This is a genomic window from Streptococcus tangpeifui (genome assembly GCF_044503215.1).
Classification (GTDB): Bacteria; Bacillota; Bacilli; order Lactobacillales; family Streptococcaceae; genus Streptococcus; species Streptococcus tangpeifui.
Map to the genome: position 1 here is coordinate 1,290,840 of NZ_CP172427.1, position 15,549 is coordinate 1,306,388.

15 protein-coding genes and 1 pseudogene are annotated in these 15,549 nt (G+C 43.8%); 1 reads left to right on the plus strand and 15 read right to left on the minus strand.

Annotated elements, in window-relative coordinates:
- Positions 1-122: 122 nt before the first annotated feature.
- The 13 genes and pseudogenes from dnaX to udk all read right to left on the minus strand — a co-directional run bounded on the left by dnaX (position 123) and on the right by udk (position 12,742).
- Complete coding sequence (dnaX, locus tag ACFSN5_RS05960) at positions 123-1,811, minus strand: DNA polymerase III subunit gamma/tau (RefSeq protein ID WP_165329066.1); 1,689 nt, start codon at positions 1,809-1,811, stop codon at positions 123-125.
- Positions 1,811-2,308, minus strand: coding sequence for a GAF domain-containing protein (locus ACFSN5_RS05965; protein WP_165210650.1), 498 nt, complete (start codon positions 2,306-2,308; stop codon positions 1,811-1,813). Before ACFSN5_RS05965 ends, dnaX begins: the two co-directional genes overlap by 1 nt.
- Positions 2,309-2,488: 180 nt before the next feature.
- Positions 2,489-3,163, minus strand: a complete 675-nt coding sequence (locus ACFSN5_RS05970) for an MIP/aquaporin family protein (protein ID WP_165210647.1) — start codon at positions 3,161-3,163, stop codon at positions 2,489-2,491.
- A 329-nt stretch (positions 3,164-3,492) separates the two neighbouring features.
- A pseudogene (locus tag ACFSN5_RS05975) lies at positions 3,493-3,682 on the minus strand (class I SAM-dependent methyltransferase); the annotation flags it as partial.
- Between the two features lie 26 nt (positions 3,683-3,708).
- Entirely contained in the window at positions 3,709-4,512 is an 804-nt protein-coding gene (locus tag ACFSN5_RS05980) for an alpha/beta fold hydrolase (protein ID WP_165210644.1), read from the minus strand.
- 68 nt (positions 4,513-4,580) lie between these two features.
- Entirely contained in the window at positions 4,581-5,366 is a 786-nt protein-coding gene (locus tag ACFSN5_RS05985) for an L-threonylcarbamoyladenylate synthase (RefSeq protein WP_165210641.1), read from the minus strand.
- 99 nt (positions 5,367-5,465) lie between these two features.
- Entirely contained in the window at positions 5,466-6,056 is a 591-nt protein-coding gene (gene leuD, locus ACFSN5_RS05990; protein ID WP_165210638.1) for a 3-isopropylmalate dehydratase small subunit, read from the minus strand.
- A 10-nt stretch (positions 6,057-6,066) separates the two neighbouring features.
- Positions 6,067-7,455 (minus strand): 3-isopropylmalate dehydratase large subunit, encoded by a 1,389-nt coding sequence (gene leuC, locus ACFSN5_RS05995; RefSeq protein WP_165210635.1) that lies wholly within the window; start codon positions 7,453-7,455, stop codon positions 6,067-6,069.
- A complete protein-coding gene (locus ACFSN5_RS06000) occupies positions 7,433-7,723 on the minus strand; it encodes a DUF1294 domain-containing protein (RefSeq protein ID WP_165210632.1) in 291 nt (96 codons plus the stop codon). The genes leuC and ACFSN5_RS06000 overlap by 23 nt, the downstream gene beginning before the upstream one ends.
- Before the next feature lie 2 nt (positions 7,724-7,725).
- Positions 7,726-8,763: a 3-isopropylmalate dehydrogenase gene (gene leuB, locus ACFSN5_RS06005; protein WP_165210629.1), complete on the minus strand. Its 1,038-nt coding sequence runs from the start codon at positions 8,761-8,763 to the stop codon at positions 7,726-7,728.
- 49 nt (positions 8,764-8,812) lie between these two features.
- Positions 8,813-10,366, minus strand: coding sequence for a 2-isopropylmalate synthase (locus ACFSN5_RS06010; RefSeq protein ID WP_165329067.1), 1,554 nt, complete (start codon positions 10,364-10,366; stop codon positions 8,813-8,815).
- A gap of 962 nt (positions 10,367-11,328) precedes the next feature.
- A complete protein-coding gene (locus ACFSN5_RS06015) occupies positions 11,329-12,093 on the minus strand; it encodes a hypothetical protein (protein ID WP_241154195.1) in 765 nt (254 codons plus the stop codon).
- 22 nt (positions 12,094-12,115) lie between these two features.
- Positions 12,116-12,742 (minus strand): uridine kinase, encoded by a 627-nt coding sequence (gene udk / locus ACFSN5_RS06020; protein WP_165210623.1) that lies wholly within the window; start codon positions 12,740-12,742, stop codon positions 12,116-12,118.
- 138 nt (positions 12,743-12,880) lie between these two features.
- Between udk and ACFSN5_RS06025 the strand changes: the two genes are divergently transcribed.
- Complete coding sequence (locus ACFSN5_RS06025; RefSeq protein WP_165210620.1) at positions 12,881-13,963, plus strand: DEAD/DEAH box helicase; 1,083 nt, start codon at positions 12,881-12,883, stop codon at positions 13,961-13,963.
- Positions 13,964-14,032: 69 nt separating this feature from the next.
- On the opposite strand, the gene ACFSN5_RS06030 is transcribed toward ACFSN5_RS06025, so the two are convergent.
- Both ACFSN5_RS06030 and ACFSN5_RS06035 read right to left on the minus strand, forming a co-directional pair.
- Complete coding sequence (locus ACFSN5_RS06030; RefSeq protein ID WP_004225626.1) at positions 14,033-14,374, minus strand: YlbF/YmcA family competence regulator; 342 nt, start codon at positions 14,372-14,374, stop codon at positions 14,033-14,035.
- Positions 14,375-14,386: 12 nt separating this feature from the next.
- On the minus strand, positions 14,387-15,490 hold the full coding sequence (locus ACFSN5_RS06035; RefSeq protein WP_165210617.1) for a prephenate dehydrogenase: 1,104 nt from the start codon (positions 15,488-15,490) through the stop codon (positions 14,387-14,389).
- Positions 15,491-15,549 lie beyond the last annotated feature (59 nt).

Sequence of the window (15,549 nt, forward strand, 5' to 3'; positions counted from 1 at the left end):
CAGAAAATCCACCGCAATGGTGGATTTTTGTTCTCATGAAAAGATTGAGCCATTTATGACTGTTTAGCCGTCATTGGATTGACCTGATTGAATGCTGCAAAATATCAATCACATAATTCCCTCTAGTCTTCTTCTACTTTTAGTCTGTCGGAAAGAAATTCAAAACCATCTGGAATCAGGCTGTCCGACTCGTCCTCTGTTGCTGGTTCGGCTGAAGCGGCAGCTCCTTTTTGATCACGCATTTTTTGAGCAAATTCTGTTCGGATTTTCTCAAAGTCCGCTTTAGGCACTGCCATAATTTGCGGTGAGAAGCCGGCTGCCTGACTCATGATATTGCCAAACATGGTATTGAGATCGGTGCGCTTCATGGCCTGCTCAGCATTGAAGGCTGCCTGAAAGGCCAGAATGGCATTTTCACTATTAGCTAAGACAGGTTCAGACCCCAAAAGCAAGGCTCTATCCTGAGGCCCGATGGAATCTAGAATTTCATTCCAAGAGCTTTTGAGGGCATCCAGATACTGACGGGACTTCTCACTGTCAGCCACTGTTTCTTCCATGATAGTCAAAATCTTAGCCTTATCAACCTTGAATTTGAAGTTAGTGGAAGCCTTAGGTTTGGTAACTGAAGCTGGGGTGGCGAAGTTGCCTGCTTCCAGCTGGGCTTTGAGCTTGCTGACCTCTTGCCTAAGTTCTTGGATTTCCCTTCGCCAATCACCTGAATCATCTGATTGGGCTGGACTATCCTCTTGTTTAGATTCAGCCAGTTGAATGGTCATCATCTCAGCATAGATTTTTGGCTGAGTGCCGTTTTTGAGCTCAGGCATAGCCTGAGTAATCCTATCAATCATAGCAAAGAGCCGTCCTTGCTCCAAGCTCAAATTGTCCTGGAAGGCCTGACTCGTCCGACTGGCCTGACCGCCAGCCTGCACCATGAGAATATCCCGTAGATAATCCAAGAGATCAGTCGCAAACCGGCTCATACTCTTACCACTATCAAAGATCGTATTGAGATCGGTCAAAGCCGCTAGACTGTCCTTCTGGATAAGATGGGCCAAATAATCGTCCAAAGCAGCCTGACCGACTGAACCAGTGATTTCTTCGGCAATGGCTGCTGTGATTTGATTGTCAGCTGACAGGCTGAGGGCTTGATCTAAGATGGACAGGGCATCCCGCATCCCGCCTTCGGCCTGACGGGCAATCAGGTTGAGAGCCTCATCCTCATAAGCGATGCCTTCCTTGTCCAGAATTTCAGCCATGTGCTGGCGAATAGCCGCTTGCTTGATAGCTTTGAATTCAAAACGCTGTACCCGCGAGAGGATGGTAGCCGGAATCTTGTGCAATTCGGTCGTTGCTAGGATAAAAACGACATTCTCCGTCGGTTCCTCCAAGGTCTTAAGCAAGGCATTGAAGGCCCCGGTTGAAAGCATGTGGACTTCGTCAATGATATAGACCTTGTAGGTGGCTCGACTGGGAGCATAGGTTGATTTGTCACGGATTTCGCGAATCTCATCTACTCCATTGTTAGAAGCAGCATCAATTTCGATCACGTCTTCTAGACTGCCTTCGGTAATATCATGGCAGATATCACACTGATTGCAGGGCTCACCGTCCACCTGATGGGGACAGTTCATGGCCTTAGCAAAGATTTTAGCCACACTGGTCTTCCCAGTCCCCCGCGATCCCGAGAAGAGATAGGCATGACTGATTTTACCAGAAGCCACGGCCTGCCTGAGAGTGGTCGCTACTACTTCTTGGCCGACTAATTCCTCAAAAGTTTGGCTTCTGTATTTTCGATAAAGAGCTTGATACATTAGTCCTTAACTCCAAACATGGCAAAATCCCAGTCTGTTTTCTCAAGCAGAATAGCCACAAATCTTTCGAGATAAACTCGGTCAGTCTCATCATAATCACCAACTAGACTCGAATCCAAATCTAGGACCCCCAGCAGCTGGCCGTCTTGATAGATAGGGACGACAATTTCTGACATTGCTGCCGAATCACAGGAAATATAATTGGCGTGCTGGGTCACATCGTCAACAATCAAAGTCTGATTTTTCTGGGCAGACTCACCGCAGACACCCTTACCAAGGGCAATATGAACACAGGAAACTTTCCCTTGAAAAGGACCGAGAATAAGCTCTTGTCCATCAAACAGATAAAAACCTGCAAATACCGAATTGGGCAGAGCTTCTTTAATCAAGGCCGAAGCATTAGCCAGATTGGCAAGGACGTTAGTCTCCCCTTCCAAAAGAGCTTCTAATTGGGCTAATAACAATTCATAAGTGGATTTTTTCTCTACATTTGTCATAAGGCTATTATAGCAAAAATTACCTATCTAAGCGAGTTGATGCGTTAAGGCTAAATCAATTTCAACATTTACTTTTTATCTTCTTCCTTAATGCGAGCGGACTCTAAAAAGCTGGGAAAATTAAGAAAAAAGACCAGACCATAAAGTTCAGATCTAGTCTCGAATTGTTATTAAATGGACTTAGTCTTCGGTTCCCAGTAATTTATCACCAACGATAGCAGCCAAAACACCGCCTACGATTGGAGCCAAAATAAAAATCCAAACTTGCTTGAGAGCAGAACCTCCGATAAAGAGTGCTGGTGCCAAGCTACGTGCTGGGTTAACAGAAAGACCTGTGATATTTAGTCCCACAAGGATCATCAAAGCCAAGGTCAAGCCGATAACAATACCAGCTATTTTTCCGTTGCCTTTACTTTCCGATGTCACAGTCACAATGACCAAGATAAAGATAAAGCTAGCAACAGCTTCAAAGAGGAAACCGCCCAGAGCAGTGACACCGTCAGCCAAAGCATTTTGCCCAAGACCAACCTTATCAACTGACAGTCCCGAATTGCTTACCAAGAAGTCAAGGAATACTGACGCTAAGAAGGCACCAATAACTTGAGCCACGATGTAGTTTGCTAGGTCTTTAGCGCTAAGACGCTTATTGATAAACATAGCGATAGAAACCGCTGGGTTGAGGTGGGCACCTGATACCGTACCAACTGAGTAGGCTGCTGCTACGATTGACAAACCGAAAGCCAGAGCGATACCAACATGGCCGATTCCCTCCATACCATTACCAAAGGCGACAGTCCCCGTTCCAACAAAAACGAGGATAAAAGTTCCGATTAATTCTGCGAAAAATTTTTTCATTTTTCCCTCCCAAAAAATTATTTATTTTTAGCACAGAATTTATTATAGCTTGGCTTCTTTGAGCAATCAAATGATACGACTTAAAAATGCAATATTTTTGTAATGTATTTGACTTGATTATTTTCAGAAAATCTGGAATTCTTTCACAAATGAAAAAGACCACAGTGGTCCTCTCTCGTTGTTCATTATAAGTCACCCACTACAGTCGACAAAGAGCCATATTTTTTCGCAAAAATAAGCTATTCATAGCCCTCCGATGGGAAGCTAACTATTGAAAGCCAAAAGGGTGATAAAACTTAACAGTTTTCAGCACTTTTCAACTAAACCGGGAAATAATTCAATTTGTTCTGCTCACAAGCCAGTAATAACTGTCCCTTCTCTTTCAGTAAGCGGTAAATTTCACTTAAGCTGCGCGCTCAAATCATCCCAGCAAAAATATATGTGAAAACCACAAACCAAGTCAATACTCGCAGCTAGAAAATCGATCTTCTCAGGATCCAAAATAGTGAAATGTATCTGGTCGAGGTTTTTCACGTTGATTTCATTTAACCACTTTTCTTTTGCAAAAAATCAAAGACCCTCTGATTAAAATCTTTAGCTTCACTATAGGCTGAGTGTCCCAAATTTTCATAAAGGTAGACAGAACAGCCCAGCTTATCTGCCAGCTCTAGACTTGCTTGGCCAGATACTACCAAATCTTTCGCACCGCCAATGACAAGTGTCGGACAGTTGATGGTCGGGAGATCTTCGTAGACATCAAAGGTCAGACAGGCTTCAGCCAAAATCAGAAAACGCTCAATTTCCTTTGGTTTTAAGCATTTAGCCAAGAGTGCAATCAGCCATCTGTGTTTGCGCACATAGGTGTCCGAATACATTTTGGCAAACATGTCCTTGATTAAATCTTCCCAATTATGTTTTTGGGCTAAGGCGATCCAGCCGCCAATAGTTGACTGAACACGAGCATTTTGCTGCGACAGGGTTACTCCCAGCACTAAGCGGCTAACCAATTCTGGATAGTTAATGGCTAAACTTTGGGCAATCATACCGCCCTGTGATATTCCAACAACATGCGCACTTTTAAGACCTAACGCTGTCATCACCAAGGCTAAATCATCTGCCATATCTGATACTCGATAACCTGTCGGGATATGATTTCTGCGGTCAAACATATAAACTTTATAATCTTTGGCAAAGAGCCGGTACATAACAGACATCTGCCAAGCCTTCCCACGCAAGCGTGACAGGCTCAATCCTGAAATCAAAATTAGCGGCTGCTTGCCCAAGCCAAAAGTAAGGTAGTCAACCTCTAAATTATCTCTCTTGAATGAAGCGTTTTTAGCTTTATACATTGCAGTTCTCCTAGAATAACAGTAGTTATGATAGCAAAAAATCACTCTGATGAGTGATTCGATTCTTCTTAATAGTATTCACCTTGGCGGTAATTCCAAGAGTTGAAGGTATCTGACAGGTTCATCATAATTTTGTCAATATCTAGGCCCTTGCGAATAACGACCGGACAGTTATCAATAGAGCGGCTACCTTTGCCTTGTTCAGGAATGAGTTTACCGTCCTTATCAACCATAGAAACCATCACACCTTGTTCATAGCGGGTTTCAACATTCTTATCGGGTTGGATAGAAGCAACATAGTCGTCTGCTTCGATAACCAAGTCAACGGCTTCTTCGATGCGTTGGCCAATGCCTTCAACCTTACCACGGTTACCTTTACCAGATGGGTTGGCAGAGGATGCATAGACCATCTTACCTTCTTTTTCCCACATTTCCTTGGCAATCTGTTCACCAGCTACACCAAACTTGATAACAAAGCAAGATGTCTTGCGACTATCGGTCATCAGCTCTTCACGGCCATCCCCAAAAGCTTGGAGCTTAGTATAGGCCTCTTCCTTCCAAGGGAGGATACAGCCCAGCAGGATATCTTGATCCCAATGCTTTTGGTAGAAGCTTTCAATTTCTGGGGTTAACTGAGCCAGAGCACGAAGCTCATCCATGCTCCCGCAGAGTACCACACCTGGCTTGTTGCGGTTACGGTTCTTGGCAGCGAACTTGCGTTCCAAACCAGCCTTGTCGCTAGTCATAATGATGTAGCCGACCTTGGTTGGGCAGACGATACAGCCGCCTTCACCTTTTACAATCTCAAGTCCTTCTTGTGAAAGATTTCCGTCCCATTGAATGTGTTTTGTCATATTTTTCTCCATTTTTAATCAATTATTTCGCTTATTTTATCATGAAAAGTTGGTATTTTCAAGGTTTTTTCAGAATTTTCAAAAACCAATCAAGCATTACTACTGCCAATAGCTTGGGCGATTTTTTTCGTACTCAGCGATTAAATCTTCATATTGAAGTGTAATACCAATATCATCGAGACCATTGAGGAGCTTGTGTTTCCAATCGCCATCAATTTCGAAGCTAAACTCCCCTACTGGTGATAGAATCTTTTGTTCAGGAAGATCAACGGTGATCTGGTCTGTCGGCGCTAACTGAGCCAACTTCTGACGAACTTCTAAGGGTTGGACAATGGGCAGAATACCATTGTTGAGGTCATTATTATAGTGGATATCACCGAAAGAGCCAGCGATGATTACCTTGAAACCGTAGTCGGCCAAGGCCCAGGCTGCGTGTTCCCTTGAGGAACCTGCTCCGAAATTATCCCCTGTAATTAAGATAGTTGCCTTGCGATAGGGAACTGTATTGAAGATAAAATCAGGATTTTCAGTGTAATTGTCATCAACATAGCGCCACTCATACATCAGGTATTTGCCAAAGCCCTTCTTATCTATCAGTTTGAGGAACTGTTTGGGTAGAATCTGGTCGGTGTCGATATTGTCATTCATCAGAGGCACGGTAGTCCCTGTATAAACGGTAAATTTTTCCATTTTACTCCTCCTACTGGGCTTCCGGTAATTGGCGGACATCGACAAAGTGACCGGCAATTGCTGCTGCGGCTGCCATAGCTGGACTGCAGAGGTGAGTTCTGGCTCCGACGCCCTGACGATCTTCAAAGTTACGGTTGCTGGTTGAGGCACAGTGAACACCGGCAGGAACCTTGTCTGGATTCATCCCCAGACACATAGAACAACCAGGATCCCGCCATTCAAATCCAGCATCGGTAAAGATTTTATCCAAACCTAGCTTTTCCGCAGCTGTCTTGACTGGTCTGGAGCCAGGTACTACAATAGCCGTCAGGTTTGGGGCAATATGCTTACCTTCTACAAATTTAGCTGCTAATTTAAGATCACTCAGTCTGGCATTGGTACAGGAACCAAGGAAGACGTAACCAATGTCTAAGTCCTCAACTTTTTGGCCGGGTCTAGTATCCATGTAGTTATAGGCCCGTTCATCGTTCATATCACGAATGTCTGGGAAGGGCTGGTCAAAAGCCACGCCCATAGAAGGATTGGTTCCCCAAGTGACCATAGGAGCTAGCTCAGAAACATCAAGCTCAATGATCTTATCATAGTGGGCATCTGGATCCGAGACCAGCGTCTTCCAATCGGCAACAGCTTGGTCAAATTTTTCTCCCTTAGGAGCCTGTTCTCGCCCTTTGATATAGTCAAAAGTGGTCTGGTCTGGATTCATGATACCTATTTTGGAGCCAAACTCAATAGACATATTGCAGATTGTCATCCGTTCTTCCATGGAGAGGGCTTGAACAGCTTCTCCTGTATATTCAACCACATAGCCGACTCCGACGGATACGCCATACTGGGCAATCAGGGCTAGGACATAATCCTTGGCATAGACACCTTTTTGTGGCTGCCCGACAAATTTAACCAAAAGCTTCTTGGGTTTGACCTGCCAAATAGTTTGGGTGGCAAAGACGTGTTCAACTTCCGTCGTTCCAATACCAAATCCGATAGCTCCGAAAGCGCCATGAGTAGCTGTGTGACTATCCCCACAGACAATAAATTTACCGGGCTGGGTTCTACCAGTTTCTGGACCGACCATGTGGACGATACCTTGGTTAGCAGAGCCGTGGGCCGCGTGGGGAATGTCAAATTCCTTAAGATTGCGAGCTAGGGCATCCATCTGAGCCTTGGAAATAACATCTCGAATATCGTAGATATTAACGGTTGGTACATTATGGTCAAAGGTTCCAAAAGTCAAGTCAGGCCTACGAACTTTACGTTCTGCTTCTCTCAAGCCATCGAAGGCTTGAGGACTGGTTACTTCGTGAATGTAGTGCTGATCCACATACATCAGCTGGGGGTCGCCTTCCGTACCAGTTATGACATGGCGGTCCCAGACCTTATCAAAAATTGATTGTCCACTCATTTTTAAATCTCCATAAACAATAGATTAAGAGCAAGTCGATTAGCAGGCCTAGAGCCCAAGAAAATCTAAAATACCACTTGCGAGTTTTATGATGAAAAAGATGACTGGCTAGCGCAGATCCCAAACCTGCTCCAGCCAAACTCAGCAAAATCAAAGACTTTTCAGATATGCGCCAAGCTCCCTTGATGGCTCGTCTTTTATCCAGACCATAGACAACAAAGGCGATCAGATTCCAAAGGATAAGCCCTAAACTTAAAATTAGCCTCATCTTTAAAGATTAGCTATAATCGCTGCTGTCATCTGAGCTGTTGTCGCCTGACCGCCTAAGTCACGGGTTAAGACACCCTGCTTAAGGGTCGTATCGACAGCCTGCTCAATCATGCTTGCTCCTGCCTGCTCGTCAAAGGAATCTCGCAGCATCATAGCAACCGAGAGAATCATGCTAACAGGATTAGCAATTCCTTGACCAGCAATATCTGGAGCCGAGCCATGGATGGGTTCATAAAGACTGGGACCGTCTTGTGAATGGCTGGCCGAGGGCATGACCCCAAGGGTGCCAGGTAACACCGATGATTCATCTGACAGGATATCCCCAAAAAGATTTTCTGTCACGACGACATCGAAACGGGCCGGGTCGGTAATCATCAGCATAGCAGCACTATCGACTAATTGGTGTTCCAATGTCACATCAGGAAATTCCTGAGCCACTTGTTCCACAACTTTGCGCCAGAGTTTGGAAGTCGCTAGGACATTTTGTTTATCAATACTGGTCACCTTTTTGCCTCGGCCCTGAGCAATGGTAAAGGCCTTGCGGACAATGCGTCGAATTTCTTCAGCTGAATAATCATTGATGTCACGCGCTGCTGCTTCTTTAAGGTCATGCTGACCGAAATAGATTCCGCCGGTCAATTCCCTTACCACGACAAAATCAACACCGTCAATTCGTTCGGGTTTCAGAGGAGACAGATGCTTGAGCGCTTCGAAAATTTTTACCGGACGAATATTGGCAAAAAGGTTGAGTTCCTTACGCAGAGCTAAGAGGCCCTGCTCAGGTCTAACTGGGGCTCTATCGTATTGGGGACTGCCGATAGCTGCCAAGAGAATAGCATCAGCTGAACGTGCTGCTGCTAGAGTTGCTTCTGGTAGGGGGTGACCGGCCTGGTCAATACCTGCACCGCCAAAAGGCTGAGCATCCAACTCATAGTCAAAATTGATCTTTTTGGCGACAGCTTCCAGTACTTCCAAGCCCGCCGTCATAATCTCGGGGCCAATTCCGTCCCCTGCTAAGGTTACAATTTTTTTGGTCATTACGCTTTCCTTTTTAAATGTTTTATTCAAGGACTATTAATCGGTCTGCTTAGAAGTCTTTTTCTGATACTCTGCGACCAATTTGGCCATCATTTTCTTTTTGCACCAGAACGTTAGCATTAATATAGGCAATAGCACTGGCCTTCATAACATCAAAATCGACACCTGTAGCATTGAAAATAGTCCCTGTATCAACGTTCTCAACAGATACAGCTACTCGGGCTTGGGCATCAATACCATCGGTAATTGCATCAATACTATAACTGAGTAGGCGAACAGTTTGATTGAAGAATTTATCAATGGCATTGAAGGCCGCTTCAACAGATCCCTTACCATTAGCCACTGTATCTACAGCCTCAGCATCCTTATTAGCCATAGAAACTACTGCTGTAACGGTTTCGTCTTGATTAGAGATCAATTTCAAATCGGCAAAGTGGAAACCTTCTGGATTTTCAATATCAACCCCTTCGACCAAGGCGATGATATCAGCATCTCTGATATCGTGTTTCTTGTCAGCCAACTTTTTGAACTTAGCAAAGAGGTCTTTTATTTCGGCCTCAGCAAAGTCCAAATTCAATTCCTTAAGTTTCTCAACAAAGGCATGACGACCGGAGAGTTTGCCCAGTGGCAGAGAATTTTTCTTGACGCCAACCAGCTCGGGAGTAATGATTTCATAGGTGAGTGGGTTTTTGAGAACACCATCTTGGTGAATACCCGATTCATGCGAGAAGGCATTGCCACCGACTACAGCCTTATTCTTAGGAACTGGAATACCTGAGAACCGTGAAACTATAGCTGAAGTATTGGTGGTTTCGTTGAGAACGATATCACTAGTAACCTTGAAATAATCTTCACGAATTTTGAGGGCTACCGCCACTTCTTCCAAGGCAACATTACCAGCCCGCTCACCGATACCGTTAACGGTTCCCTCAATACGGCCGGCACCATTTTTAATGGCAGCCAGAGTATTGGCTGTTGCCATTCCCAGATCATCATGACAGTGGGGACTGAAAATAATATTGCGATCAGATTTGACATTTTCAATCAAGTATTTAAAGATATGGCCGAATTCACTTGGCGTCGTAAAACCAACCGTATCTGGAATATTGATGTAGGTTGCTCCTGCATCAACAGCCGTCTGAACCACTTCCAGAAGATAATCAAGCTCGGTCCGAGTAGCATCCTCAGGAGAAAATTCAACGACATCGAAATACTGGCGGGCATAGGAAACATGTTCTTTGATGACGTCCAAAATTTCTTCTTTGGATTTTTTTAGCTTAAATTCCCGATGGATAGGACTAGTGGCTATAAAGACATGACATTGGGGATACTTGGCATCCTTGAGGGCCTGATAGCAAGCATCAATGTCAGATTTGACTGAACGAGCCAGACCCGTAACAGCTGTCTTAGTCATAGCTGCAGCAATCTGCTTAACTGCTTCAAAAGAGTCGGGACTGGCAGCTGGGAAACCTGCCTCAATAGCAGAAATACCCCATTTTTCTAACTGCTTAGCGATGGCAACCTTTTCTTTGACAGAGAAATTAACACCAGGGGTTTGTTCCCCATCACGAAGACTGGTATCAAGAAATTCTACTTTACGCATAATGACCTCTTTCTTCTGGGTAATGATTGATTAAAAGTGGGTAAATACTGGCCTTAAGGCTATGTCAAAACCTTAGTGACAAATTTAGCCAGAGAACTAAGAATGACACTAACTTCTTAGGGAAAAATAAACTTCCTCGTGTCATGTAATAGACACAGTGTCAGTCTTCTATTTTTCTGGGGAAATTTTACTGCATACAACAGGCCTTTGCATTTCCATTAAAAAAACATCCCGCCAAGCGAGATGTTTTGTAAATCCCGCTTGGTAAGCCAAACAGGACTAATGCTTTTGCATTAGCCCTCACACCTCAACAACAAGACTGTCATAGAACGTGTCATCATTTGACTTTTTCCTTTCGATGTTTTCTTGTTTATTATCCTAACGTATTTGCAAATCAATGTCAAGGCTTTTTTAGAAATTTTCTGAAAAATCGCATAATTTGAGATAGAAAATTCTCTCACTTAGCCATTAGAAAGAAAGTGAGAGTGGGACAAACAGCCATGATAGCTTAGCCCTCATCTACAAAGCATTGTAATCTCTGAAGATTACGTATAAAAAATCAGTAAATCGTGATAAAATCACGATTTTGATTTTCCTCGCTCTCTTATTTTAAGACTCAGGTCTCTGCCACTTTCTTATTTTTAGGTGGCAGGCTTTGGCAGTCTATCCCCAGACTGCCAAAGTCCACTGGAGCATTTTGACACTTGCCTTGCAAGCTTTATTTCCCGATTAAAAAGCTCTACCAGAGCTTTTTAACCCACCTCCGCACAGTTGTGCAAACAATTGAAGAGCAAGGGGTTAGGACTACCAATCAGCAGTGGTTCAGTGAGGCTAAAGCACTAATGAACTGTGCAGGGGTAAGACTTCTTGGTATAGTCAACAAGTCTTACTCCCAGTCACTGCGTCAAGCCGTTATTACTACAAAAAAGAAGGCTGGAATACTTTTTCCCAGCCTTTTCTAGTTACTGTTGGGCCTCAACCTTATGCGTAACCTGCTCCAGTATATTTTTGAGATAACCGATATTAGTGTTTAGCTTCTCATCAAAATCACTAGCATCAGAATTTAAGGGAAAAACAAGCGAGCCAACCAGAATCGAATCCGAAAAACTGCCTGTATTTTCCATATAATAAAATGTGAGTTGGGCAAACTTATCCTTCTTACTGTTGGTCAAGCCAACATGCCAGGTTTTATCCCTGATAGTCACTGTCGTCTTATAGTTAAATTTCTGCTGATCCTGCTCGAGAATAGTATCTAAATCGCTATCGGCATAATGCTTTCCACCATCAAATGGAGACTTATCGTAGGCATTCAGGGTATAGAGCAGGGCATAGATCTGAGGATCCCCAGAACTGGCTTCATAAGTGACATCACGTTGACCATCCTTAGTTCTAGAAGAATCAAGAATCCAAGTATTAGGAATATCATAATACCGCCAATCAATTAACGCCTTACCTGAACCATCGGTCCTTGAAAATCCATTTGGGGCTGAGGCCAGCTGATGGGACTTTTGCTTAGGATCGGCGGGCTCATTATCTTGAACAGCCTTTTCTTCTACCTGAGCCAATTTCTTAAAGTCACTTTCGTTAATAACCTCAATTTCTTGATCACTGCTAGATGATGACGCAGGGCTCTCCTTATGTTGAAATTCATTAAATGAAAAAGGAACACAGGCTGTCAAACTGATCACAGCCAAACTGAGACTCATACTCAGCAATATTTTCTTCATGATACTTTCTCCAATTACAAACCTATTTCTCACCTAAAATTGAGGCGATCTTAGTATTGATGAGATCAATAGCTACGGTATTGGAAACTCCTTCTGGGATAACGATGTCGGCATAGCGTTTGGTTGGCTCGATAAACTGATGATACATGGGTTTAACCACGCTGGTGTATTGCTCGATAATACTATCTAGACTGCGGCCTCGCTCCAGCATATCCCTTTTGATCCGTCGAATAATCCTAATATCATCATCGGTATCGACAAAAAGTTTGATATCCATCAAGTCTCTCAGACGCTCATCTTCCAGCACCAAAATACCTTCAACAATAAAGACATCCTGAGGCTCCTGCCGATAAGTTTCATTGCTTCTGGTATGCTGGGTATAATCATAGATGGGGATATCAACGGGCCGGCCAGCTTGCAGCTCCTTGATATGCTCAATCATGAGATCCGTATCGAAAGCCAGAGGGTGATCGTAATTGGTTGATATTCGCTCCTCAAGGGTCAGGTGGGATTGATCCTTATAGTAGGAATCATGTTCAATCATTGCAATCTTTGAATTAGGAAAATGATTGAGAATTTCCCGAGATACACTGGTTTTACCACCGCCAGAACCGCCTGTCACGCCAATAATAATCGTTTTTTTCTGCATAAGAACCTTACTCATATCTAATCTAAAATCATCCCCTATTATACCCTAAAAGATGATATAATTAAAGTCACTATTAAAGGGACAGAAGACCATTAGACTCTGTTTACAAAGTCCCGAACTAGAATTAAGGAATCCACTATGTCTATTCAATTACCATCACTTTTAGCAGAACAATTAAAATCGGCTGGCATTCAGGAGCTGACACCAATCCAAGAACAAGCCTTCGGGCCAATCCTCTCTGGCCAGACTGTTTTAGGAATCAGTCCAACCGGAACCGGAAAAACACTGGCTTACCTTCTACCACTCCTGAGTAAATTGACCAGCAAAAAAGCCCAACAAATTTTAATCCTAGCCCCCAACACTGAATTAGCCGGTCAAATTTTTGATGTCACCAAAGATTGGGCAGAACCACTTGGTTATACGGCCCAAGTTCTGCTTTCAGGTTCCAGCCAAAAACGGCAGATTGAACGCTTGAAAAAAGGGCCTCAGATTTTAATCGGAACTCCCGGTCGTGTCTTAGAGCTAGTCAAACTTAAAAAAGTCAAGATGATGAATGTCGATACCATCGTCTTGGATGAATTTGATGAACTGTTGAGTGATTCTCAGTACCAGTTTGTCAGCAAGATCTGCCACCACGTTCCACGAGACCATCAACTGATTTATATGAGTGCCACAGCTAAGATCGACCGCAACCAGCTAGCTGAGGAGACACTAGAGATCAACCTGAGCAACCAAAAACTGGACAATATCAGCCACTACTATCTTCAAGTGGACAAACGCCATAGGCTAGAACTACTACGCAAGCTCTCAAATATTCCTGAGTTTCGCGGACTTGTTTTCTTTAACAGTCTCTCCGACTTAGGAGCCGCTGAGGAACGCCTGCAATACAGTGGTGCTTCTGCTGTTTCCCTAGCTAGTGACGTTAATGTCAAATTCCGTAAAGTTATTCTAGAAAAATTTAAAAATCATGAATTAGCCCTGTTACTGGCGACTGATCTTGTTGCCAGAGGAATTGATATTGAAAATCTGGAAACGGTCGTCAATTACGAACTCCCTCGTGATAAGGAAGCCTATACGCATCGAACCGGCCGAACCGGCCGAATGGGCAAGGATGGTGCTGTTGTCACCTTGGTCAGCCATCCTGAAGATTTGAAAAAGCTCAAAAAATTCGCTCATGTTCGAGAAATTGAGCTCAAGAATCAAGCATTTTATGAGAAATAGAGATATGAAAAACCACTCCTAGCAGAGTGGCTTTTCTTGTACTACTGTGAGGCCTTCGACCTTCATTCATCACTTATTTAAATCAGCCAAAGGCTTGAAAACGATCTTCTCAATATCGTTGAGATAGACGGACAGGGCTTGCTGGGCTTCAATGTAGGCCTTGAGGATCGGATTGGCCTCAATTTTTTGCCCCATCTCCTGCATCTTCTTTTGATCATCTTGACTGGGCATTTGACCTGATTGCATGGCGTTATAGATGCCTTCTTGGAAGCTGGTGAATTCAGTGAACAGTTGCTTAGCTTCCTCATCCCCATCAATCTTAGCCTTTTGCTCAGCCAAGGTATGGTATTCTGGCAAGGCGCGGATGCCACGCTCCAATTCATTTGCTAAATCATAAATATTAGTTGTCATTTCTGTCTCCTTTTAGAGGGTTACATTATAGTCTTCATGTTTGCCAAGCAGAGCCATAGCCTTAGCTTGGTCTTTCTGATTTTTAAAGGTAATTTGGAGAATCCCATTGATATCTTCTCTGTTCTCCTCGTTAATACGAATATTCATGACGGAGATACCCCGCAGGACTTCTAGGACCTTGAGAATACTGTCTTCTTCGTCGGGAATAGTGACATAGAGATCAAAGCCACTGTCAACACCGCCCTTTTTATGAATTTCCATAGCTTTTCTGGTCAGGCGAGCTTGATTAAAGAAATTCCAAATTCCATCAGCATCCCCAGCTGAAATCAGTTGGGCCACATTGTCCAAATGAGTCTTAAAATCAGCAATTCGACCCAAGACAGCTTCCTGATTGCTCAAAAGAATTGAAGTCCACATGCCAGGCTCACTCTCAGCAATCCGTGTCATATCTCGAAAACCACCAGCCGCAAAATGATTGGTTAGTTCGTGGTCCTTAGCGTAATCACCCGCCTGTTCCATGAGGCTGGCAGCTAAGACATGAGGAAAATGGGAAACCTGCCCCGTCACTTGGTCGTGCTCAGCGGCTTCAATTTGAACAAAGCGAGCATGGAGACCTGTCAGGAGATCCTTCATTTCAGGAATAGTCGTTTCTCTAGTTAGATTGGTCGGGGTAAAAATATAGTAGGCATTTTCAAAGAGATTAACATCCGCAGCAATGGCTCCTGACTTATGAGAACCAGCCATAGGATGGGAACCAACAAATTGGACCTTGGACGGATCCAGATATTTTTCCGCCGCTATCACAATCTCAGCCTTGGTTGAACCAGCATCAGTAATAAGGACATTATCTTTTAATGGCATATCCGCCAAGGCCTTGATAAAATCAATAGTCTGTTTGATAGGAACCGCTAGAATAATGACATCTGCTCTAGGAGCAAACTCTGCAAAATTGGCAGTCGCCTGATCAACGAGCCCCCGTTCCAAGGCGATATTGCGAGATTTATCAGAGCGATTGTAACCTAGCACCTCATAGTTTGGGTGATCTCGCTTGATGCCCAAGGCCAAGGAGCCACCAATGAGTCCTAGACCTGCAATATAGATCGTTTTTGTTTTCATAAGCGCTCCTAAGCTTCTAGGGGACTGAATCCCAATCGGTAGGCTCAATACCAATCAAT